At 51.1% G+C, this 21,957-nt stretch carries 19 protein-coding genes and 1 pseudogene; 12 read left to right on the top strand and 8 right to left on the bottom strand.

What is annotated here, in order from left to right:
• Window positions 1-75 precede the first annotated feature (75 nt).
• On the top strand, window positions 76-1,383 hold the full coding sequence (gene rlmD, locus NT239_13985; GenBank protein ID XGA70858.1) for a 23S rRNA (uracil(1939)-C(5))-methyltransferase RlmD: 1,308 nt from the start codon (window positions 76-78) through the stop codon (window positions 1,381-1,383).
• Between the two features lie 59 nt (window positions 1,384-1,442).
• Here the strand turns inward: rlmD and NT239_13980 are convergent, their stop codons facing one another.
• Window positions 1,443-2,441 (bottom strand): YeiH family protein, encoded by a 999-nt coding sequence (locus tag NT239_13980; GenBank protein XGA70857.1) that lies wholly within the window; start codon window positions 2,439-2,441, stop codon window positions 1,443-1,445.
• Between the two features lie 109 nt (window positions 2,442-2,550).
• Here NT239_13980 and NT239_13975 point away from each other — a divergent pair, with 109 nt between their 5' ends.
• Window positions 2,551-3,450, top strand: coding sequence for a LysR family transcriptional regulator (locus NT239_13975; GenBank protein XGA70856.1), 900 nt, complete (start codon window positions 2,551-2,553; stop codon window positions 3,448-3,450).
• Between the two features lie 85 nt (window positions 3,451-3,535).
• The gene (locus NT239_13970; GenBank protein ID XGA70855.1) at window positions 3,536-4,705 is read left to right on the top strand and encodes a glycosyl hydrolase family 18 protein; all 1,170 of its coding nucleotides are present in this window, start codon (window positions 3,536-3,538) and stop codon (window positions 4,703-4,705) included.
• Between the two features lie 85 nt (window positions 4,706-4,790).
• Here the strand turns inward: NT239_13970 and htpX are convergent, their stop codons facing one another.
• Both htpX and NT239_13960 read right to left on the bottom strand, forming a co-directional pair.
• Window positions 4,791-5,669, bottom strand: a complete 879-nt coding sequence (htpX, locus tag NT239_13965; GenBank protein ID XGA70854.1) for a protease HtpX — start codon at window positions 5,667-5,669, stop codon at window positions 4,791-4,793.
• A 312-nt stretch (window positions 5,670-5,981) separates the two neighbouring features.
• Window positions 5,982-6,281: a hypothetical protein gene (locus NT239_13960; GenBank protein ID XGA70853.1), complete on the bottom strand. Its 300-nt coding sequence runs from the start codon at window positions 6,279-6,281 to the stop codon at window positions 5,982-5,984.
• A gap of 105 nt (window positions 6,282-6,386) precedes the next feature.
• Here NT239_13960 and NT239_13955 point away from each other — a divergent pair, with 105 nt between their 5' ends.
• From NT239_13955 to aroA, 5 genes are all read left to right on the top strand, one after another.
• On the top strand, window positions 6,387-7,277 hold the full coding sequence (locus NT239_13955) for a LysR family transcriptional regulator (GenBank protein ID XGA70852.1): 891 nt from the start codon (window positions 6,387-6,389) through the stop codon (window positions 7,275-7,277).
• A 127-nt stretch (window positions 7,278-7,404) separates the two neighbouring features.
• Entirely contained in the window at window positions 7,405-8,325 is a 921-nt protein-coding gene (locus tag NT239_13950) for a branched-chain amino acid transaminase (GenBank protein XGA70851.1), read from the top strand.
• A 281-nt stretch (window positions 8,326-8,606) separates the two neighbouring features.
• Window positions 8,607-8,810, top strand: a complete 204-nt coding sequence (locus NT239_13945) for a zinc-finger domain-containing protein (protein ID XGA70850.1) — start codon at window positions 8,607-8,609, stop codon at window positions 8,808-8,810.
• A gap of 85 nt (window positions 8,811-8,895) precedes the next feature.
• The gene (gene waaF / locus NT239_13940; protein XGA70849.1) at window positions 8,896-9,915 is read left to right on the top strand and encodes a lipopolysaccharide heptosyltransferase II; all 1,020 of its coding nucleotides are present in this window, start codon (window positions 8,896-8,898) and stop codon (window positions 9,913-9,915) included.
• Between the two features lie 35 nt (window positions 9,916-9,950).
• Window positions 9,951-11,243, top strand: a complete 1,293-nt coding sequence (gene aroA / locus NT239_13935; protein ID XGA70848.1) for a 3-phosphoshikimate 1-carboxyvinyltransferase — start codon at window positions 9,951-9,953, stop codon at window positions 11,241-11,243.
• 86 nt (window positions 11,244-11,329) lie between these two features.
• On the opposite strand, the gene NT239_13930 is transcribed toward aroA, so the two are convergent.
• The gene (locus NT239_13930; GenBank protein ID XGA70847.1) at window positions 11,330-11,791 is read right to left on the bottom strand and encodes a hypothetical protein; all 462 of its coding nucleotides are present in this window, start codon (window positions 11,789-11,791) and stop codon (window positions 11,330-11,332) included.
• A gap of 495 nt (window positions 11,792-12,286) precedes the next feature.
• On the opposite strand from NT239_13930, the pseudogene NT239_13925 reads away from it, so the two are divergent.
• The 3 genes and pseudogenes from NT239_13925 (at window position 12,287) to NT239_13915 (ending at window position 16,046) form a co-directional block, all read left to right on the top strand.
• Window positions 12,287-12,385, top strand: a pseudogene (locus NT239_13925) (carbohydrate-binding protein).
• Window positions 12,386-12,985: 600 nt separating this feature from the next.
• Window positions 12,986-13,954, top strand: coding sequence for a chitinase (locus tag NT239_13920; GenBank protein ID XGA72817.1), 969 nt, complete (start codon window positions 12,986-12,988; stop codon window positions 13,952-13,954).
• Between the two features lie 133 nt (window positions 13,955-14,087).
• A complete protein-coding gene (locus NT239_13915) occupies window positions 14,088-16,046 on the top strand; it encodes an EAL domain-containing protein (GenBank protein XGA70846.1) in 1,959 nt (652 codons plus the stop codon).
• Between the two features lie 10 nt (window positions 16,047-16,056).
• On the opposite strand, the gene nagZ is transcribed toward NT239_13915, so the two are convergent.
• From nagZ to NT239_13895, 4 genes are all read right to left on the bottom strand, one after another.
• On the bottom strand, window positions 16,057-17,646 hold the full coding sequence (nagZ, locus tag NT239_13910; GenBank protein XGA70845.1) for a beta-N-acetylhexosaminidase: 1,590 nt from the start codon (window positions 17,644-17,646) through the stop codon (window positions 16,057-16,059).
• Between the two features lie 79 nt (window positions 17,647-17,725).
• A complete protein-coding gene (locus tag NT239_13905) occupies window positions 17,726-17,965 on the bottom strand; it encodes a hypothetical protein (protein XGA70844.1) in 240 nt (79 codons plus the stop codon).
• 19 nt (window positions 17,966-17,984) lie between these two features.
• Window positions 17,985-18,887: a response regulator gene (locus NT239_13900; GenBank protein XGA70843.1), complete on the bottom strand. Its 903-nt coding sequence runs from the start codon at window positions 18,885-18,887 to the stop codon at window positions 17,985-17,987.
• A 24-nt stretch (window positions 18,888-18,911) separates the two neighbouring features.
• Window positions 18,912-19,709 (bottom strand): ParA family protein, encoded by a 798-nt coding sequence (locus NT239_13895; GenBank protein ID XGA70842.1) that lies wholly within the window; start codon window positions 19,707-19,709, stop codon window positions 18,912-18,914.
• Window positions 19,710-19,935: 226 nt separating this feature from the next.
• Between NT239_13895 and htpG the strand changes: the two genes are divergently transcribed.
• Complete coding sequence (htpG, locus tag NT239_13890; protein ID XGA70841.1) at window positions 19,936-21,837, top strand: molecular chaperone HtpG; 1,902 nt, start codon at window positions 19,936-19,938, stop codon at window positions 21,835-21,837.
• Window positions 21,838-21,957: the final 120 nt, after the last annotated feature.

Below are 21,957 nucleotides of genomic sequence, written 5' to 3'. Positions count from 1 at the left end.
AATGGGGCTGAGCATGGGCTAAGCCGCGCGCCTCAGTTATAATTGCGATCTAATTGCCCAATACATTGACTCAAGATGACCAACCCGACCGCACAGATTGAATCTTTAAGCCATGAAGGCTACGGAATTGCCCATGTCGAGGGCAAAACAATTTTTATTGACGGTGCGCTGCCATTCGAAACCGTGACTTATAGCAGCTACCGCAAAAAACCAACCTTTGAAAATGCGCAAGCTACTAGCGTACATAATGACAGCTTTATGCGCGTAAAGCCAAAATGCCCACATTATGGCGTCTGCGGCGGCTGTTCATTACAACACATGGAATTTGGTGCACAGGTTGCAGCTAAACAACGCATACTTGAGGATAACCTCAGTCGCATTGGTCATGTAAAGCCAGAAGCGATTCTACCAGCAATTTATGGCCCTGCATGGGGCTACCGTCACAGAGCGCGTTTATCGGCGCGCAACGTCGCCAAAAAAGGCACGGTACTGGTCGGCTTTCATGAAAAGCGCAGCAGTTTTATCGCCGACATGACCGAATGCCATATTCTGCCGCCGCATGTCTCAGCGCAATTACCCGCTATGCGCGAGCTGGTGAAATCGCTGTCGATTTTCGATCGTATGCCGCAGATCGAATTGGCCGTTGGCGCGAATGTCACCGTGCTGGTGTTCCGCAATATGGAAGAGATCAACGACGCTGACTTTGCTTTATTCAAAGCCTACGCCGATCAGTGGAAAGTACAAATCTGGCTACAACCGAAAGGCCCAGATACTGCATATCCAATTTACCCGCTCGACGCGCCAAAACTCAGCTACTTGATGCCTGAGTTCAATATTGAAATGCCGTTTAAACCCACCGAGTTCACTCAGGTGAACCACGGGATTAACCGAGTCATGGTTGAGCGTGCGATCAAAATGCTTGATCCGCAGCCGGGCGAGCGCATTGCCGATATGTTCTGTGGCTTGGGCAACTTCACCTTGCCAATCGCCCGCAGCGGCGCGAAAGTGCTTGGCATGGAAGGCAGCCAGCAATTGGTTGAGCGCGCGTTCGAGAGCGCCAAACACAATGGCCTCGATAACCTGACCGATTTCACGATGGCCAATCTGTTCGATATGAACCCAGAATGGTTAGAACAGCTCGGTCACTTTGACAAAATGCTGATCGACCCGCCACGCGATGGCGCGATCTCATTAGTGACAGCGATCTCGGCAGAAAATGGCCCGAAACGGATTATTTATGTGTCATGTAGCCCATCGACCTTGGCACGCGATGCGAATGTCTTGGTTAATGTGAAGGGGTATACGCTCAAAAGCGCCGGCATTATTAATATGTTTCCACATACTGCCCATGTGGAGAGTATTGCTTGGTTTGAAAAAGAGTAACTTTCTCAGCCACAAACAAAAGCCCGCAAATCGCGGGCTTTTTTAATTTCGCATTACGATCACCAATGTCCGCCAATATATTGCATCAGCAAACTTGAACCAGCGACCATAACCCACACTTGCAAACCTAATAGCACTGGACGCCAGCCCGTGTTTTTCATTTGGCCCAAATCAGTAGAGAGACCAATTGCGGTTAATGCCGCAGTAATCATCACGGTTGAAATGCTATGCGCTGTGCGAGTTAACACTTCGGGCAAATAGCCATTAAAAAGTGAAGCCGCCAAAAACCACACAATAAACCACGGCACCGCGTGAGCGATGCTCAGGCGCGGCGTACCGGCTGCTGAGCGATCACGTGGCATAAAGATCAAACTTAAGATCAAAGTGACGGGAATAATCAGCATGGCACGGCTGAGTTTCACAATCGTAGCGTGATCCCCAGCCGCCTTGCTCCATGAATAGGCGGCCGCGACCACTGACGAGGTGTCGTTAATCGCCGTCCCCGCCCAAAGACCAAAGCCAGTATCGCTCATCCCCAACCACTGACCCAGTGGGGGAAAAATCAATACCGCAACAATATTAAATAAAAAAATGGTCGATAAGGAGAATGCGGTTTCATGATCATCGGGTTTGACCACAGGTGTCATTGCGGCAATCGCTGATCCGCCACAAATTGCAGTCCCGCCGCCGATCAACACACATAATTTAGTTGGAATTTTCAGCCATTTGCCAAATACGAAAGCACTTGTAAAGGCGACGGATAAGGTTACCAAGGTCACCGCTAAAGACTGCAACCCCGTCTCGAGCACCGCGCTGATGGGCAAAGCCAAACCTAAACCAACAATCGACCATTGTAATAATTGCTTACCCGCAAATTGAATACCCGGCAATTGCGCATCCGATATTTTAAATTGGCTACGCAACATCAATCCCAGCAAAATACCTGCGACCGCCCCGCCCATCAACGGCACATACTCTCCAATCATTTGCGCCACGATGGTCAGAGCGCCTACCAGCGCCAAACCTGGTATTAAGCGCTTACAAGCTAAGATGCTCATTGTTGTACTCCTGACTTCGATTGATGCGCCTAGTGTAGAGCTGGCCAACCAATCTTGAATAACTGATAATTCAGATTAATCAATCGGAAAAACCGATCAGGAGTAAAGCATGCTCAAAATGACCCTGCGTGAGCTTGAGGTATTCTGCGCGATCAATCACACCGGCAGCGTCACGGCCGCCGCCGAGCAATTGGGCTTATCGCAATCAGCGGCCAGTGGGGCTTTGGCCGAATTAGAGCGCCGGCTGGGCTGTACACTGTTTGATCGCATCGGGCGGCGGGTGGTTTTGAATGAACACGGGCGCTTTTTGCTGCCCCGAGCGCAAGAATTACTCGGCCAAGCAATTGATTTAGAAAGTAGCTACACCGCAGGTGCGCCAAGCCGCCTGCATATTGCAGCCAGCCTCACAATTGGTAATTTTGTCCTGCCCAGTCTGCTCGGCGAGTTAATGCAGGCCAGACCCGAAGATCGCTACGAAGTCGCTATCGGTAATTCGCAGCAAGTTGTTGATTTATTGCTTGATAGTCGCGCTGATATCGGCCTGATCGAAGCGCCGATTAGCCATCGCCAATTGGTTAATGAATTATGGCTCAGCGATGAAATGGCCATTTTTGCTCGCGCCGATCATCCCTTGGCGCAACAAGAACCGAATCTGAGCGACTTAGCCGCTACGCCGTGGATTATGCGCGAGCCGGGATCAGGGGTGCGGCAAATGCTGGAATCTATGCTGTTACCGCACTTGGGCGGTATTAATATCTTGCTTGAATTAGGCAGTGGCGAAGCCGTGCGCGAGGCCGTACGGCTAGGGTTAGGAATTTCCTGCGGCTCCAAACGTGCCATTGCACGCGAATTAGCGTGCGGTGAATTTGTGATGATTCCATTGCCCAATATCCCAATGCTGCGGCGGTTTTATTTGGTATGGCACGCCGAAAAGCGCCTTACCAGCGGGGCAGAACGACTACGGGCGGCTTGTCATCAGCGCCTAAAAATGGAAGGTGCATATCATTGAGAGCATGTTCGTGCCGATCGATCCTGCTTATACTGCGGGCTTGATAAGAAAGCAAAACCTGCCGAGCAGGATAACGAGGAGCCGAATGAAACCGATCAGACTTGGCCTATGCACCCTAATGCTAAGCCTACAAGTAGCAGCCAATGACAAGCTCATCACGTATTTACCCACATGGAAAGACGCATCGCTGGTCAATCCTGCAGGCGCGCAATTGGGCAAAGTCGATTACGCGATTTTGTCTTTTATTGAAGTCACGCCCAGTGGTGAAGCGGTGCTTTCCAAAAGCACGCAAAATGGCGCTGCATTGTGGAAACCACATTTAGCCAATGCGCGCAAAGCTAACCCACAATTTAACTGCATGTGGGCCATCGGCGGCTGGAGTTTATCGGCCAATATTGCTAAAACAGCACAAACCGACGCAGGCCGCAGTAAATTAGCCAAATCTGCGCTCAACATCATGCGCGACAGTGGCTGCATCGGTTTGGATCTGGATTGGGAACACCCCGTCACCGGCGGTGATTTTGCAGCGGATGCCTCAGCGGCGGATTTTCAAAACTGGGTGAGTTTGCTGCGCGAAATGCGCAAAACGCTCGATGAGGCCGGCAAGGCCGATAACAAAAAATACCTGCTCACCGCAGCGATTCCCGCCAATAACGGCGGTTGGGTCATGCAGGGCTACAATTTGAAAGGCGCGCTGCCGCTGCTCGATTGGGTAAATTTAATGGCCTACGATCGCAGCGGCGGCTGGAGCAAAACGGCAACCTTGCAAGCGAGCTTGCACAGTGTGCCCAATGACCCAGATGGCAATGTGCTATCAAGCAGCAAAGCAGTGGAATACTTGATTGCGCAAGGCGCAAAACCGGCGCAATTAGTATTGGGCGTGCCATTTTATGTACGTGGTTTGGGCAATGTGGCCGCAGGCCCGAATGGCGATGGCTTGGTCCAAAGCATGAATGGCCCCGGCCTGAAAGATGAAGCTGAGGCTGGCGTAGCCAGCTGGGCTGATTTTCAGCGCAAATACGCCAAAGCCGATGTCTGGAAAGCCTATCGCAACGCTGAATCAGGCCAATCGCCGTATCTGTATCACGCGGCTAAAAAAGAGCTGATCACTTTTGACGACCCGATCTCATTGGCCGAGAAGGTGAAATTTGTCAAAACTAAAAAACTGGGCGGCGTGATGATTTGGGAAATCACGCAAGACGACGCGCAATTCACTTTATTAAACAGCCTGAAAAAAACCTTGAATGCCAAGTAATTGATTGGCAGCACAGAAATAAAAATGGGGTATTTGCCTACAGGCAATACCCCATTTGTGTTTCAAAGCAATACTGACCGACGTATTAACGTTGGCCTTGCAAAGCAGCGATACGCTCTTCCATTGACGGATGCGAGCTAAATAATGAGCTCCAGCCCGATTTATTCGAAATACCGGACGCTGCCATATTGCTTGGCAAAGCGCTTGGCGACATGCCACCCAAGCGGCGCAGCGCATCAACCATAGGCGCAGCGTCGCCCATCAATTGCGCAGCACCGGCGTCAGCGCGAAATTCGCGTTGGCGTGAGAAGTACATGACGATGACGCTGGCCAAAATACCAAACACGATGTCACAGATCACCACGGTGATCATATAGGCAATACCGGGGCCAGATGATTCTTCGTCGTTCTTGCGCAAGAACGAATCGACCAAATAACCGACCACACGCGCCAAGAAGAAAACAAAGGTATTCACCACGCCTTGAATCAGCGTCAGAGTAACCATATCGCCGTTTTTCACGTGCGCCACTTCGTGCGCCAACACCGCCTCGATTTCGCGGTGCGTCATGCTGTACAAGAGGCCGGTTGATACTGCGACCAGCGAGTTATTTTTGCTCGGACCCGTCGCAAACGCGTTCGGTTCGCCTTCGTAAATCGCCACTTCCGGCATCGCAATTTGTGCGCGTTGCGCCAAACGCGCCACGGTATCAAACAGCCATTGCTCGTCTTGATTGCGTGGGCGCTCGATCACTTGTGCGCCGGTGCTCCATTTGGCCATGGTTTTAGACATCGCCAAAGAAATAAACGCACCGCCAAAACCCATCACCGCAGCAAACATCAACAGCATCGGTAAGTTCAGGCCATTGGCGCTTAAAAAGCGATTCAGGCCCAAAACGCTGACCACGATGCCCAACACCACCATAATCGCGATATTGGTCGCGATTAACAGGATCGTCCGTTTCATTTGTCACTCCTAATTAGAATTTTCAGCATTATAAAGTAGAGCTTTGCCGCCACAGAATGCTTTTGCAGCGTGCGCAAGCAATACCACACTGTTTAGGGCTTAGAGTTACGCTTAATTTTTCAGTTCCACCGCATTGATAACAACTAATACCCTTGTTAGTGATTAAATCGAGGTGCCACTGCCGATATTCAATCTCGCTCATTTGGGCATGCATTCGATTTTGCAAACCAGGCCAATGCATCAAGTAACGCTCAAAAATATAGTACGCAAAGGGCAGATCCTTTATCAACCACGCCAGATTCAACCACTTTGTCATTTATCTTCTTCGCGCCAAAGTAAATTTTTGCAATTTCGGCACATCATCCGGCGACGCCAATCCCAGTATTGCAATAGGCCCAAATCGAGCTTAACGGTTGAGCCACAGTGACAGCACGCCATATCTTCTCCGCGAATGCAGTCTGGATGCTGTGCGCGATATTGCTCTCGCGTCGGCAAGCGTTCCCAATAAGTTTGCGCGCCGGGGTTGTAAACCGCGATATACCAAAAGGCGGCAACAAAAACGATACAGATCGCGGCAAACCACCACGAGTCCATCAAGACAGCCCAATCCATCTCAATCCCCTTTGCAGCTTTATGATGCAGCTAGCATAAACGCACTTTACAGATTCCAACATCAGTCTTACGCTTAAGAACCTTCAGTTTTTTTCGATAGATTGCATGCAGCCGCTTAATTTCAAACATTTGCATTATTTCTGGGTGGTCGCCAAAGAAGGCGGCATTAGCGCCGCGGCTCGCAAGCTCGACATCACCGCGCAAACCATTAGTGGGCAAGTCAGCCTGCTCGAACAAGACATCGGTCAAAGCCTGTTTGTGCAAGTTGGGCGCAATTTGCAGCTGACGGAAGCGGGCCGCACCATGCTGCATTACGCCGATCAGATTTTCATGCTCGGTAAAGAGCTAAAACAAGCGATGGAGCGCGGTGATAGCCAACGCGCACGGCTTAATATCGGCATTGTCGATATGATCCCGAAAAGCAATGCCTTGCAATTATTGAGCCCCTTGCTGCAAACGTCGCCGAACACGATTAAGCTGGTTTGTCAGGTGGATGGCGAACTCAATGAACTGCTCGCCAAACTGACTTTGCATCAGTTTGATTTGATTTTGGCCGACCGCCCTTTGCTGAACGCCGAAGCCTTGCAATTGCGCAGCCAGCCGCTGGCCACTGCGCCCGTGATGCTGCAAGGCACGCCAGAACTCGTGGCCCAGTATCAAGCACATTTTCCGCACAGCTTGAATGGCGCGCCGCTGTTGCTGCCGACGCGCAATACCGCGCTGCGTTTGCAACTGGATGCGTGGTTTGCTGAACGCCAAATTTATCCCGATATTGTCGGCGAATTTTCGGATAGCGAATTAATGCACACCTTTGCCAAAGCAGGTATTGGCCTACAGCCAGCACCAGTCATCCCATCCAAGACAATACCCATCGACACACTGCAAAACTTAGGTGCATTTGATCAGGTCGAGGTGCAATACCACGCAATTTACAGCCCGAAAAAAATCCTGCACCCGGCGCTGGAAAAACTCCTCAACCCCACAAACGAGGCCTAGCCCAAGCCGCTGATTTCACAGCCTAAGCACGCGATGTAGCCTACTCACTAAGTACAACAGAAAACGGGCAATTTCGGTTACAATCGCCGTTTTCCCGAATACAGCAAAACAGGCAGGAGAGCTCAGCATGTCAATGGCAGATCGCGACGGCGTCATTTGGTACGATGGCAAATTGGTAGATTGGCGCGATGCGACCACGCACGTCCTCACGCACACCTTGCATTACGGCATGGGCGTGTTTGAAGGCGTACGTGCGTACGAAACGCCAAAAGGCACTGCGATTTTCCGCCTGCAAGACCATACTGAGCGCCTGCTCAATTCAGCCAAAATTTTCCAAATGAAGATTGGCTACACCGCCGAAGAGCTGAACGAAGCGCAAAAAACCGTGGTGCGTGAAAACAAACTGAAATCATGCTACTTGCGTCCACTGTCGTTCATCGGCAGCGAAAAACTCGGCATCGCAGCGACTAACAACACCATCCACACCATCGTGGCGGCGTGGCCTTGGGGCGCTTACCTGGGCGAAGACGGCTTAACGAAAGGTATCCGCGTGAAAACGTCGAGCTTTACTCGTCACCATGTGAATGTATCAATGGTGCGTGCGAAAGCTAGCGGCTACTACATCAACTCGATCATGGCGCACCAAGAAGCTGCAGCCGATGGTTACGACGAAGCTTTGGTATTGGATACCGATGGCTACGCATCGGAAGGCGCGGGCGAGAATCTGTTTATCGTGAAAAAAGGCGTGATCTACACGCCAGACGTCGCGTCTTGCTTGGACGGCATCACCCGTAACACCGTGCTGACGCTGGCGGCCGAAGAAGGCTTTAAAGTCGTTGAAAAACGCATCACGCGCGATGAAATTTACACCGCCGACGAAGCCTTCTTCACCGGCACCGCAGCCGAAGTAACGCCAATTCGCGAATTGGACAACCGCCCTATCGGCGCAGGCACGCGCGGCCCGATTACTGAGCGTTTGCAAAAACGCTACTTCGACTGCGTGAAGGGGCTAGACCCTCGCCACGAAGACTGGCTGACGCTGGTATAAGTCAAAGCGGCTGCGAGACTCGAATTCGGCGTTAGAAAAAAGCTCAAAATCCTCATTTACACTTGTAAACTCCGGTTTTTCGCTTTTTTCTGCCTTGCCTTCGAGCCTCTCGCTCGCTTCTTGGCATTGCTGAAGCGTATTAAATTGGCACCGCAGCATCGTAGGGTGGGTTAGCCGAAGGCGTAACCCACCAGAATATCCAGGGTATATTTCTCTAATCATTATTAATCAATGATTAGACAACGATACCCAATAGAGTACCCAATATTAAATTGGAGAGAATGATGAGCTTGATCGACAACACCCAAAAAGAAATCGAAGTAACCGCGCACGACGTGCCATTGCACTGTCCGATGCCCAATATGTTGAAATGGAATTCGCACCCACGCGTTTTCCTCGACATTGCCAAAACTGGCAAAGCGCAATGCCCATACTGTGGCACGCAATACAAATTGAAAGAAGGCGAAGTGATCAAAGGCCATTAATCGGCTTAGATCGACCAAAGCGGCGCAGCTGAAATTCAGCCGCCGCTTTTATGCTTTAAAAAAGTACGTTTTAGGAATTTGCTGTTTGAATAAGATTTTGATTGTCGCGCCCGCTTGGGTTGGCGATGCGATTATGGCGCAGCCGATGTATGCGCGCTTAAAGCAGCGCTACCCAAATGCGCAAATTGATGTGCTCGCGCCAGCGTGGACGCGCCCGCTGCATGCGCGAATGGCTGAGATTAGCGAGGCGATTGACGCGCCGTTTGGTCATGGCGAGCTCAAATTGCGCGAGCGCTGGAAATTGGCGCGGCAATTGAAAGCGCGCGGCTACGATCAAGTGATTGTGCTGCCCAATTCAATCAAATCGGCTTTAGTGCCGCTACTGGCTGGCATTCGCACCCGCACCGGTTGGGTAGGCGAAGCGCGTTTTGGTTTGCTGAACGATATCCGCAGCCTCGATCCGCTGAAATTGCCGCAAATGGTGCAGCGTTTTTACGCGCTGGCCGATGAAAAAGACGCACCACGCATCAGCGTCATCCCGCATCCGGTACTGACGATTAGCGAAGAATCACGCGCTGCGGCGCTGGCCAAACTGGGCTTGAGCACCGACAAACCGATCATCGCCATCTGCCCCGGCGCCGAATACGGCCCAGCCAAACGCTGGCCTGCCGTGCACGCGGCCGAATTAGCCAAGCAACTGATCGCCGATGGCGCGCAAGTTTGGCTGTTCGGCTCAGGCAAAGACAGCGAAATTTGCTCTGAGATTGCGCAACTCGCGCCGCAAGTGATCAATCTGGCCGGCAAAACCAGCTTGGCCGAAGCGATTGATTTGCTGTCATTATCGCATGTGGCCGTATGCAATGATTCGGGTTTGATGCATGTGGTTGCCGCGCTCGGCCGCCCGCTGGTCGCGGTGTTTGGCTCTAGCTCGCCGTCGTTTACGCCACCGCTGACTTTAAAAGCCAAAATTGTGACGCTCGACTTGGAATGTAGTCCGTGCTTCGAGCGCGTTTGCCCGCTGGGCCATATGGACTGTTTAAATAAACTCACGCCTGATCGCGTGCTGAAAGCGCTGAAAGAGATCAGCGCCAGCTGCAACGAATAATGCGCCCCGCGCCTTTTGATACTGAAGGAATCACGATGGAATTTCTCGACCTCGCCCCGATCGCCAAAGTAGCCGGTACGGTTGCGCTCCCGGGCTCAAAAAGTATTTCTAACCGCACACTGTTGCTCGCCGCTTTGTGCGCAGGCCAAACCACTGTGCGTGGCCTGCTCGCGTCGGACGACACGCAGCGCATGCTCGAAGCCTTGGCCACTTTGGGCGTGAAGGTAGAACAAATTGGCGACAGCCGCGATTTTATCGTGCATGGTTGCGCGGGTAACTTCCCGAATAAAGACGCCGACCTATTCCTCGGTAACGCTGGCACGGCATTTCGCCCTTTGACCGCCGCGCTGGCCTTATCAAACGGCAACTATCACCTGCACGGCGTGGCGCGCATGCACGAGCGCCCGATTGGCGACTTGGTCGATGCGTTGCGGCAAGCCGGTTGCCAGATTGATTATTTGGGCAACGACGGTTTCCCACCGCTGAAAATCAAACCGGGCGTGGTTGCTGCCGATCGAGTTCAAGTCAAAGGCAATGTGTCTAGCCAGTTCCTGACCGGCCTATTGATGTCCTTGCCACTCTCCAATCGTGATATGACGATTGAAGTGGTCGGCGAGCTGATCTCCAAACCCTATATCGAAATCACGCTGAACCTGATGGCCAAATTTGGTCTGAAAGTCGAGAAAAAGAGCTGGAACGAGTTCTTTATTCCTGCCGGCCAAGTCTACCAATCGCCGGGCGAGATTTTTGTTGAAGGTGATGCGTCCAGCGCGTCGTATTTCCTTGCCGCCGGTGCGATCGGTGGTGGCGATGCCGTTCGCGTCACCGGCGTCGGTAGCGAGTCGATTCAAGGCGATAAACGCTTTGCCGAAACACTGGCACAAATGGGCGCGCAGATCACGTGGGGCCCAAATTGGATCGAAGCCGCCCCACCGAGCGATGGCCAGCTTAAAGCCATCGACGTCGATCTGAACCACATTCCTGATGCAGCAATGACGATTGCCGTGGCTGCGCTGTACACCAAGGGCAAAACCACGATTCGCAATATCGAAAGCTGGCGCGTGAAAGAAACCGATCGCCTGTCGGCCATGGCGACTGAATTGCGCAAAGTCGGTGCGATTGTGGAAGAAGGTCAGGATTGGATTTCAGTCATCCCGCCTGAACAACTGACGCCAAATGCCGAAATCGACACGTACGACGATCACCGCATGGCGATGTGCTTCTCGCTAGTGGCCTTGGGTGGCGTGCCGGTGCGCATTAACGATCCAAAATGCACGGCGAAAACCTTCCCGACTTACTTTGAAGAATTGGCTCGAATTACCCTGTAAGGGTATTGCCTGAAAGCTTAACTAGAATAATTTGTTGAGCTAAATACATTCGTTAATAAAAAAGCCCTCATCTGAGGGCTTTTTTATTAACGCCGCTGGGGCGCTTTTTTAACGCTTTTTTTAGCTGCCGATTTTTTGGTACTCGACTGAGCTTGTTTAGCCTTCTTGGTTTGATTTCGCTTTCCAGACTTGGCCTTATTGGCCTTACTCGTTTTGCTGCTTTTCACCTTGTTCGTCTTCGATTTGCCCGTTTGCTTAACTTTGCTCTTCGTTGCATATTGGCCTTTTTTTGCGCTGGATTGACGTACTGCCTTCCCTTTTTTACCTTTCTGGCTACCTTTAGTCGCTCGGGTTTTGCTCACAGCCTTGGTGGTTTTTTTGCTCGGGGCCGTGGTCTGTGCGGTACTTGGCTGCGCTGACACTGGTGGCGCCCGTTTAACGATCGGTGGAGCTGCATCCGGACTATCGAATGGCAATGGCGCATCTTCAGCCCAAACCGTGCTGATGGCTAAGACCATTGCACTCGAAAAAACAACCAGTTGCTTCAAAAATTGCCGCATTCCCTCAAGGCCTTTGTCGGGTTCAAATTTCAGGAGCCATTATACCTAGCTTCTGCCAAACCAGAGCTGCTTTAGTACATTATTAAGCACTAACAATCTGCGCCAAAAAAAGCCATGCAAAAGCCATATGTCAGGAACATAAATATTTTGTAAACCTTTGATTTACTAAGTAATTTATTTCACAAAAATAAGTGTTTCCCCTAGCTTGTAGTGATTGACGGCTGCACTACAAGTGGTAGGATTACAAAAATTCTTGAATACCAATTTAAGAATAGATACAGGACCACTCTTAGCGTGAGCTTGGCGCGGTCACAATAAAAGCGCCTGCAGCGTCAATGAGGAAATCGCTGCATTCCAAAATGGAAAGGCCAAAATCCTCGATGGAGTGGGACTATGAAAAAGAATTTCCAAATTTCTGCTTTGGTCGCAGCAATGTGCCTTAGCGCCAGCGTTTGGGCTGCACCAGCTTGGGATGCCAAAGCGGTGTATGTCGCCAATAGCGTAGTCACCTATCAAGGTAAAGACTACAAAGCTAAATGGTGGACAACAGGTGAAGTACCAGGCGCAAGCCAATGGGGTCCATGGCAAGTGGTGAGCACTGCGGGTGGTACAACACCAGCTCCGACAGCCGCTCCAACCGTAAAACCGACCATTGCGCCAACCGTAGCACCAACTGCGGCACCCGTTGTGACTGCAGCCCCAACAGCAAAACCAACGGTAGCGCCTACGGCAGCTCCAACCGTTGCGCCGACTGCGGCCCCTGTTGTTACCGCTAAACCAACTACAGCGCCAACGACCGCACCAACCCCTACTCCAACCCCGGCCGTAACCAGCGCACCAGGAACTGGCTTGCCAAAATGTGAAACCGCTTGGAACGCAGGTAGCTCTTACGCTGGCGGCGCGAAAGTGAGCTTTAACGCGGTCAACTACACTGCTAAATGGTGGGCGAATGCCGGCGCAGAGCCTGGCAAAGACGGCGCTTGGGGCGCTGCGGGCGCGTGTGATACCGCGGGTATGACAACCCCAGCACCAGGTACTGGCGGCGGCTCAACTGGCGTACCGACTAAAGCGGAAGCTGAAGCCTACGCTGCCACACTGACCAATAGCGATATCTTCCGCAAAGTCAAAGCATCAGTTCGCACCATGCCAAACTCGGTGGTGGAAGCTGTTGCCCCTGGCCTGATGAGCAATCCAAGCAACGTGAAACGCGTTGAAGCGATCTTGCCAAAAGCGAAGTGGGATTACTACTTCTCGAAAGCGCACCCAAGCTACACTTACACCCGCTTCTTGCAAGCCACGGCTAAATTCCCAGCCTTCTGCGGTGACTACACCGATGGTCGCAACGCCGATGAAATCTGCCGCCGCTCTCTGGCTGCATCATTTGCGCACTTCGCCCAAGAAACTGGTGGCCATAGCGTAGAGCAATACGGCAATCCAGAATGGCTGCAAGCTTTGGTACACGTTCGTGAAATGGGTTGTACTGACGAAGGCACTAACTGCGGCTACAACGGCGAATGCGCTGACCCAGTATTTAACAAAGTATGGACTTGCGGTACCGATGCCAAAGGCGGCTACCTGAAATACTTCGGTCGTGGCGCCAAACAGTTGTCTTATAACTACAACTACGGCCCATTTAGCCAAGCAATGTTTGATGGCGACCAATCTGTCTTGCTGAAAAACCCAGACTTGGTAGCGGAAAGCTGGTTGAATCTCGCGTCAGCGGTGTTCTTCTTCGTTTACCCACAACCACCAAAACCATCAATGCTGCACGTCATTGACGGTACTTGGGTGCCAAACGAGTTTGATAAATCACGTCAATTGGGTAACGACTTCCCAACGACGATCCAGATTATCAATGCTGAATGTCAAGACACGCCTACCAAACCAGCTGCGCAAAACCGCATTAACTACTACACCGAGTTTGCGCGTGATTTGGGTTGGGATATCACCAAAGAATCGATGAAGTGCTCAGGCATGGGTCGTTTTGATGGTGGTTCATCAGCCGCATTTAACATCTACTGGGAAAAAGATTGGAAAGTGGGCGGCGACAACAAGTGTCAGCTTGTTAGCTACCAAACACCATACAATGCCCTGATCGACGGCCAATACACCAAATGTGTGGAAGCTAACTGGGGTATCACTCTGAAATAATCATCTAGCCTAAGCTAGAACGACAAACGCCACATAGGTATCTATGTGGCGTTTTTTATTGCTATTTGTCGAATTCATCTGAAAGAACTATGTTGATAGATAGTTAAATCATTCAATAATCGACGAGAGCACTATGAGCCAATTATTTTATGAAAAAATCGGCCTACGCATCGCGCTCGGTTTTTTGACTCTGATTATTGTCATTATCGGCTTCAGTGGATTAATCGCTTATCAGGCTCATCTGAGTTATCGCGAGCTTGAAAAACAGCTCACTCAAGACCATGAACGCTATGAAGCTGTTATGCAGCTTGAATATCAAATTGCTCAGTTGAGACGAGCCGAAAAAAATCTAATGCTCAATCTGAATTTACCCAGTATGGTGGCTGAAAATATTCGTGAGTGGACGGTCGCCAAAACTGCGCTGCAACAGCGGCTCATTAAACTAGGTCAATTGCTGGGGCAAAATAATGCGAAGGATTTACACATCATTAGAGAAAATCTCGCGCGTTATCAGGATGGCATCTTGATCTTAATCGATCATATTCAACATCAAAAATTTGAAAATTCGGCCGATGCCAATCGCAGCTTCACGCCCTACAAAAGCTTTATTTACAATCTTGAATCGACAATTAGCAAACTCAGCGTTGCGAGTGAACAGCGTGAACTATCATCGATTCAACAACTTGATGATTTACGCCAACATCGCTTAATCCAACTGGCGTTTGTAAGTAGTTGCCTAATCATTTTCTGCGCTTTGCTGGCTTATTCGGTGACACGTAAAAGCCTGCAAATTGGTCGGCAATTCGCTTATCAAACAGATCACGACACCCTCACTGGCCTGTTAAATCGCCGCGGTTTTGCACGTACACTCTCACTAGCTCAGCACCAGCAAGGCGCACTGCTGTATCTCGACTTGGATCAATTTAGGCTGATCAATGATTTATGCGGGCATAGCGCCGGTGACGATTTATTGCGCCTACTCGGACATCGCTTTGCTGCTTTAGTTGAACGCAGCGCGGGGGTTTTGGCGCACATTGAGGGAGATGAGTTCGCGATTTTCTTACCACAACAGGATACGCAAAGTGCGCAAAGTTTTGCCGAAATCTTGCAACAACAGGTTCAAGCCATTCCGTTTATTTGGCAAAACCGCAACTTTGCTTTAAATATTGCCGTCGGCATCGCGATCAAAGAGAGTGATAGCCAGTTCCATGAATTACTCTTGCGCGCCCATACGGCATGCAGCATTGCCAAAGAGCGCGGGCAAGGCCAAATCGCCCATGCCATTGAATTTGACCAGCGCCATCAACAGCTACAACAAGACATGAGCTGGGCCGCTAAATTACCGGAAATGTTGGAGCAAAACCGGTTTGTGCTGTTTTATCAGCAAATGCTGGCCTTACAAGACACTGCAGAGCTTGAGCCACATGCTGAAATTCTGGTTCGAGGCTTGGACGAGCAGGGAAAAGTGGTGCCGCCAGGGCTATTTTTACCGGCGGCAGAGCGCTTTAATGTGATTAACCGCATTGATCGCTGGGTTAGCCAAACCTTTTTAAATCAAATCCTGCCCGAAAAAGTGGTCTTCGGTATCAATCTTTCAGCCGCCTCACTGGCCGACGAGCGTTTTCTTGAGACCTTGCTGATGTGGATTAAGCAAAGTGCCGTCCCAGCTGAGCAACTCTGTTTCGAAATCACCGAAACCGCCGCCATGACCGAGATGAAGGCCGCCAGCCACTTTATTACCTCGCTCAAAGCATTGGGCTGCCGCTTTGCACTGGACGATTTTGGCAGCGGATTTTCATCCTTTAGCTACTTAAAAGACCTACCCGTCGATTACCTAAAAATCGACGGTAGTTTGATACGCAATATCGAAAACAATCGCGCAGATGAGGTGATGGTGACGGCGATTGTGCAAATGGCCAAATCGCTGGAACTCAAAGTGATCGCCGAATTTGTCGAAAACAATCAGCAAATTGAGATTTTGCGCCGCCTTGGCGTCGACTACGCCCAAGGCTTTGGCGTTCACAAACCAGAAATTCTACCCAGTCAACTCACACAAAGCGAGACCCCTAGCGGGGTATCAGCCTCTATCTAACTATTTGCAATTATTGCAAAGCTATACCCATTAGGCGATCAAAAATCAGCGCGAGAACCGGAGGGCGATTGCTGCAGGCCGCGACTCGCGTTTTAGCTTGCGGAGCGATCTCGATATCATAGGGGTTACGCCCTGCAATCAGTACCAATTTTTGCGGATCAAGCAACTCAATCAAAGAGCGCTGCGCAGCAAAACGCGTGGCGTTATAGCTTTGGAAAATAATTTGCTCCGCGCTTTGCGCTGCCGCGAGCACATGAGCGATTTCTTCATCGCTTGGCTTGGGCGCAATAATCAATTCTTGAGCCGCGATGCCTGCTCGCTGCAAGAAAGGCAGTAAAGTACCGCGTGCACTTTTGGATGCGCCAAGTGCGACTTCATCGATTTCGGTGCGCACCAACAGCTCCACCGTGATCAACAAAGTCGATTTACAGACGTTTAATTTTTGTCCCGCAAAGAAAATGCCTTTGCTTTGCACTTTTTTTGCGAAAACCAGACTGCTTGGCGCTTGTAAATTCGCCGGCTGCTGCGGCAGTGTGCGCCAATCTTGTGCTGCTTTGAGCGATTTAAGCTGGGTAATGCGCTGTAATTTATGCTGAATTTCAGTCAGCGAGATATACCCCTGCTCCACTGCTAATATCAGTGCTTCAACCGCATCGCGTTGGTGCGCGTAGGTGTGCGAAACCAACGCAATATCCGCCCCAGCGGCAATCGCCTGCACCGCACCTTGCACAACACCAACGCCGCCGGCGTTAACGTTGGCAATCGCGTCCATTTCCAAGCAATCGGTGACAATCACGCCGTTAAATTGCAACTCGTCACGAAGCAAACCAGTTAACACTTTGCGCGATAAAGTTGCGGGGATTTGAGTATCGGGCTCAATCGCGGGGAAAACCACGTGCGCGGTCATAATCGCATCAACGCCGGCGGCAATCGCCGCTTTAAACGGCGCCAATTCAACCGCATCGAGGCGCGATTTATCGTGCGCGATTAACGGCAAAGCATAATGTGAATCGGCGGCGGTATCGCCATGGCCGGGAAAATGTTTGGCGGTCGCAGCCAAGCCTGCGGCTTGGATACCCCGCAGTGCCGCCAAACCGTAGACCGTCACCGTGGGCGAGTTTTCGCCGAATGAGCGCACGCCAATCACCGGATTGGCGCGGTTATTATTGATGTCGAGGCTAGGCGCAAAATTGATATTGATGCCCATCTGGCGCAATTCATCTGCGCCAATGCGATGCAGCTCTTCGCAATCAGCGGGGCTGCAGCCCGCCACCGCGTGCGAGGCGTAGCCCGAGGCGTAGGCCATGGCCGACGGCAGCGGCGTAACGCCCTCTTCGATGCGCATCACCATCCCACCTTCTTGGTCGATGCCAATCAGCAAGGGCAAATCGGAAACTTCCGCATTGATCTCTTGCAAGCGGCGGCACAGCGCGGCCACTTGCGCTGGCGTATCGATATTGCGCCGGAACAAAATCACGCCGCCAATGCGCTGCTCACGAATCAAGCGTTCAATCTCTTCACTGGGTTGAAAACCAGCAAAGCCTGCCATTAGCAGTTGACCAATTTGCGCGCGTAGCTCGGCGGAAATAAGTTGTGACATCACGGATTCCTAACTGGGGGATGATTGCACGGCGCAGTGCAATAGCGTTTGAATAAATAATTGAAGAGCGACGAAAGGGCTAGGGATTAAAGCGGCTCTCTTCCCGAATGCGTTTAATTTCTTCGAAAGTGGCCGGCAAAGAAAAAGCGGCGATCAGATTTAAGCCGAGCAGAAAAGCAAAGGCTTTTAAGCGACCATCGAGATTGAGCTGCAAAAATTCGGCGGCGAAGCTAAAGCCGTATTCAAGCAACAAATAAAACAAGCCCATCCAACACAGCGTACGCAATAAATACCCAAACGCATTACGATAACGATACAAATCAAGTCTACCTTAGAAACTATTTTTTAATGCGCACCAGCACATCGTTGCCATTACCTTGATATTCTACGCTATCGAACGACATCATACGCGCCATTGAAATACCGCGGCCATGCGGGTCAAACGCGCGCTCGGGTGAAAACTCCAAAAATGGCTGCCAATCAAAGCCAGCGCCTTCGTCTTTAATCCGAATTCGGACTTCATCGGCTGCGCTCACAAAACTCACGTCCACACAACGTGCTTTGTATTTTTCGTCGAGCAAACGCGCTTCAACTTCATCTTGCCAACGGCCTAGTTGTAGCAGGCGGGTTTTTTCTCCGTAGCTAATGGCCAAATTGCCATGCTCAACCGCATTAACCAGCAGCTCGGATAAGCCGAGTGCAACACGTTGAGGGTCAGGACAAGCGCGCGATAGCAGCAGCGTTAATTGGCGAGCTTCGTCGAGAGAACGAAAGCGAAAATGCCCATTGACGAGTAATTTATATGAATCGGCGTGCTCGGCAATTTCACGCTCAAGTTGACTGCGCTCAGTATGAAAGCCCACTGCGGCGGCGACAATCGCCAGCAGCATTTCGCGCTGAAACGGTTTGATCAAATAATAATACGCGCCGGCGGCCAGCCCTTCTTGCACGTTCTCAGCCGCGCCAACGGCGGTTTGCATAATCACTGGAATGTGTTGAAACTCTGGGTGCTGCTTGAGCTTAGCGAGCACTTGCATGCCATCCATGCGTGGCATCATCCGGTCGAGCAAAATCGTATCAAAACCAATGCGGTCGGCCTGCAAAACCTCCCAAGCCTCCTCGCCATCCATCGCAGTCGCGGTTTCGTAACCCGCGTCGTTCAAATGTTCTGATAAGATCTCTAAATTAAACGGCTCATCATCGACGATCAGCACTCGGCCAGGTTTGCTCAATGGCTTCATCACTCGCCCAATCCTTCTTTATTATTATTCGGTAATATACGCTGCTTGCGGTACGGCTGACAATTCACCGTAGAGTGCGATGAACTCTTGTGCCAATTTATGTTTCACATCCAGCGCAATCAGCGGCGCAGCCTTATCGTGCGACTCGCGTACTTTAACCGAACTCGATAACCGTGTTTTGAGCACGGGCAAATGCTGCGCTTCCAGCTCTTGCACCAAGCGCTGCGGCAAGCTGGCGCGCGGTTGATATTGATTGACCACAATGCCCTCGATTTGCAACTCGGCATTATGATCCTGCCGGATTTCCTCCACGCGGGCGATCAGGCCCAGTAGCGCATCACGCGAGAAGGTATCGCAATCAAACGGAATCAAGCAGCCGGTGGCCGCGATCAAGGCCGAGAGGGTAAAGAAATTAAGCGCCGGTGGCGTATCGATGTACACCTCATCAAATTGGCCGGTGAGCTCAGCCAGCGTTTCGCGCAGTTTATAGATTTTGTAACGCGACTCTAGCTTGACTTGCTGCTCGGCAATCGCTGGATGCGAGGGCATTAAATACAGATTGGGAAACGGCGTGGCGTGAACAAACTCAGCCGGGCCTTTGGCGTACAAGGAGAAATTGAGCACTTGCTCAAAAAAATCGGCCAAAGTTGGCGTGGCCTCTGCAGCAGATGCCCCTAGTAGGTAATGGCTGCTATTGCCCTGTGGATCTAAATCTACGACCAATACCCGCTTGCCTTGTGCGGCAGCAACGGCGGCTAAATTCACCGTAATCGTTGATTTTCCTACCCCGCCTTTCTGGTTAAACACCACACGTCGTAACATCGTCACCTCGGCTGATTTCACCTATTGACGACACTATAACAAGCTTTTAGCCACTCTTGCTGTCAGCTAAGCGCAAATGTTCTTCAAAACAACGTTTTAAATCACTCACCTAGCGTTTTACCCAACCACAGCGATGCCCCTGCGCCAAAAAGGGTCTTGAAGAGTTTTGAACTAGCCCCATTTATCCAGCATTGTCTGCAACCCACTATTAGGGAAATAAAAAACCATGAGTAAAGAAACCCTAGGCTTTCAGGCCGAAGTTAAACAATTATTGCAATTGATGATTCACTCTTTGTATTCGAACAAAGAGATTTTCCTGCGCGAGCTGGTATCCAACGCGTCCGACGCGTGCGACAAGCTGCGCTTTGAAGCGATTAACAACGACAGCCTGTACGGCAACGATGCGGAATTGAAAATCCGCGTGTCGTTTGATAAAGACGCCAAAACCATCACGATTGCGGATAACGGCATCGGGATGAGCCGCGAAGAAGTGATCAAAAACATCGGTACCATCGCGCGCTCGGGCACCAAAGAATTCTTTAGCCAACTCTCAGGCGACGCGCAAAAAGACGCGCACCTGATCGGCCAATTCGGCGTGGGTTTTTACTCGGCGTTTATCATTGCTGATAAAGTGACACTGACGACGCGTCGCGCGGGTGAAACTGGCGCTACGCAGTGGGTTTCTGCCGGTGATGGCGAATTTACTTTAGAGGACGTAGCGAAAGAGAGCCGTGGTACTGAAATCGTCTTGCACCTGAAAGAAGGTGAAGAGGAATTCCTCAGCGATTGGAAACTGCGCTCTATCATCCGCAAATATTCCGACCACATCACGCTGCCGATCTTGATGCCAGCGCAAGCCGGTTACAACGAAGACGGCTCGATTAAACCGGCCGAAGGCGAAGAAACCGTCAACCAAGCCAACGCGTTGTGGACGCGCAGCAAGTCGGAAATTTCTGATGAGCAATACACCGAATTCTACAAACACGTCGCACACGACTACGACGATCCGCTAGCGTGGAGCCACGCCAAAGTCGAAGGCCGTCAGGAATACACCGAGCTGCTCTACGTACCAAAACGCGCGCCGTTCGATTTGTACGATCGCGAGCGTCGTCATGGCGTAAAACTCTACGTGCGCCGCGTATTTATCATGGAAGACAGCGAAAAATTGCTGCCGCAATACCTGCGCTTTATCCGCGGCGTGATCGACTCGTCTGACCTGCCGCTGAACGTATCGCGCGAAATCTTGCAGCACAGCAAAGACATCGAGCAAATCAAATCGGGTTGCGTGAAAAAAGTCCTCGGCATGCTCGAAGGTTTGGCGAACTCGGAAGAAGCGGCCGATCAAGAAAAATACGCCACGTTCTGGCGCGAATTCGGCAAAGTGCTCAAAGAAGGCGTTGGCGAAGATTTCGCCAACAAAGAGCGCATTGCTGGCCTGTGCCGTTTTGCGTCAACGCACAACGACAACGCCGAGCAAACTGTATCGCTGAAAGACTATCTGGGCCGCATGAAAGAAGGCCAAGAGTTGATCTACTACATCACTGCCGATTCATACGCCGCAGCGAAAAACAGCCCGCACCTCGAAGTGTTCCGCAAAAAAGGCATCGAAGTGCTGTTGCTGAGCGATCGCGTTGACGAATGGGCGTTTAGCGGTTTGACCGAATTTGAAGGTAAAAAACTGCAATCGGTTGCCAAAGGCGAACTCGATCTGGAGCAATTTACCGACGAAGAAGAGAAAAAACAGCAAGAAGCTGCAGCGACCGAGCTGAAAGACGTGCTGGAGCAAATGAAAGGCGTGCTGGGCGATTCAGTCAAAGACATTCGCGTGACGCACCGCCTGACCGACAGCCCTGCGTGTCTGGTCGTTGAAAACAACGATATGAGCGCGAATCTGGAGCGATTGCTCAAATCCGCCGGCCAAGACGTGCAAGGTAGCAAGCCAATCTTGGAAGTGAATCCAACTCACCCACTGGTCGGCAAACTAAAAGCTGAAGCGACTGGCGACAAGTTTGGCGATTGGACACGATTGCTGTTCGACCAAGCGCTGCTCGCCGAAGGCGGCCAACTGGAAGACCCATCAGCGTTCGTAAAACGCCTGAATGGTTTGATGCTGGCATTGCACAACTGAGGTATAACCCTGCAGCTCAATCTAGCATTGAGCTGCAGAGCGATACCCAATAAAAAAACCGACCTACGGGTCGGTTTTTTTATTTATACATTTTATGCATTGAGTTCAACGATTTTGAGC

The sequence above is a fragment of the Chitinibacter sp. SCUT-21 genome (genome assembly GCA_041874755.1).
In the GTDB taxonomy this organism is placed as follows: Bacteria; Pseudomonadota; Gammaproteobacteria; order Burkholderiales; family Chitinibacteraceae; genus Chitinibacter.
The sequence above is the reverse complement of the archived record's forward strand: the minus strand, read 5'-3'. Positions and strand labels throughout refer to the sequence as shown.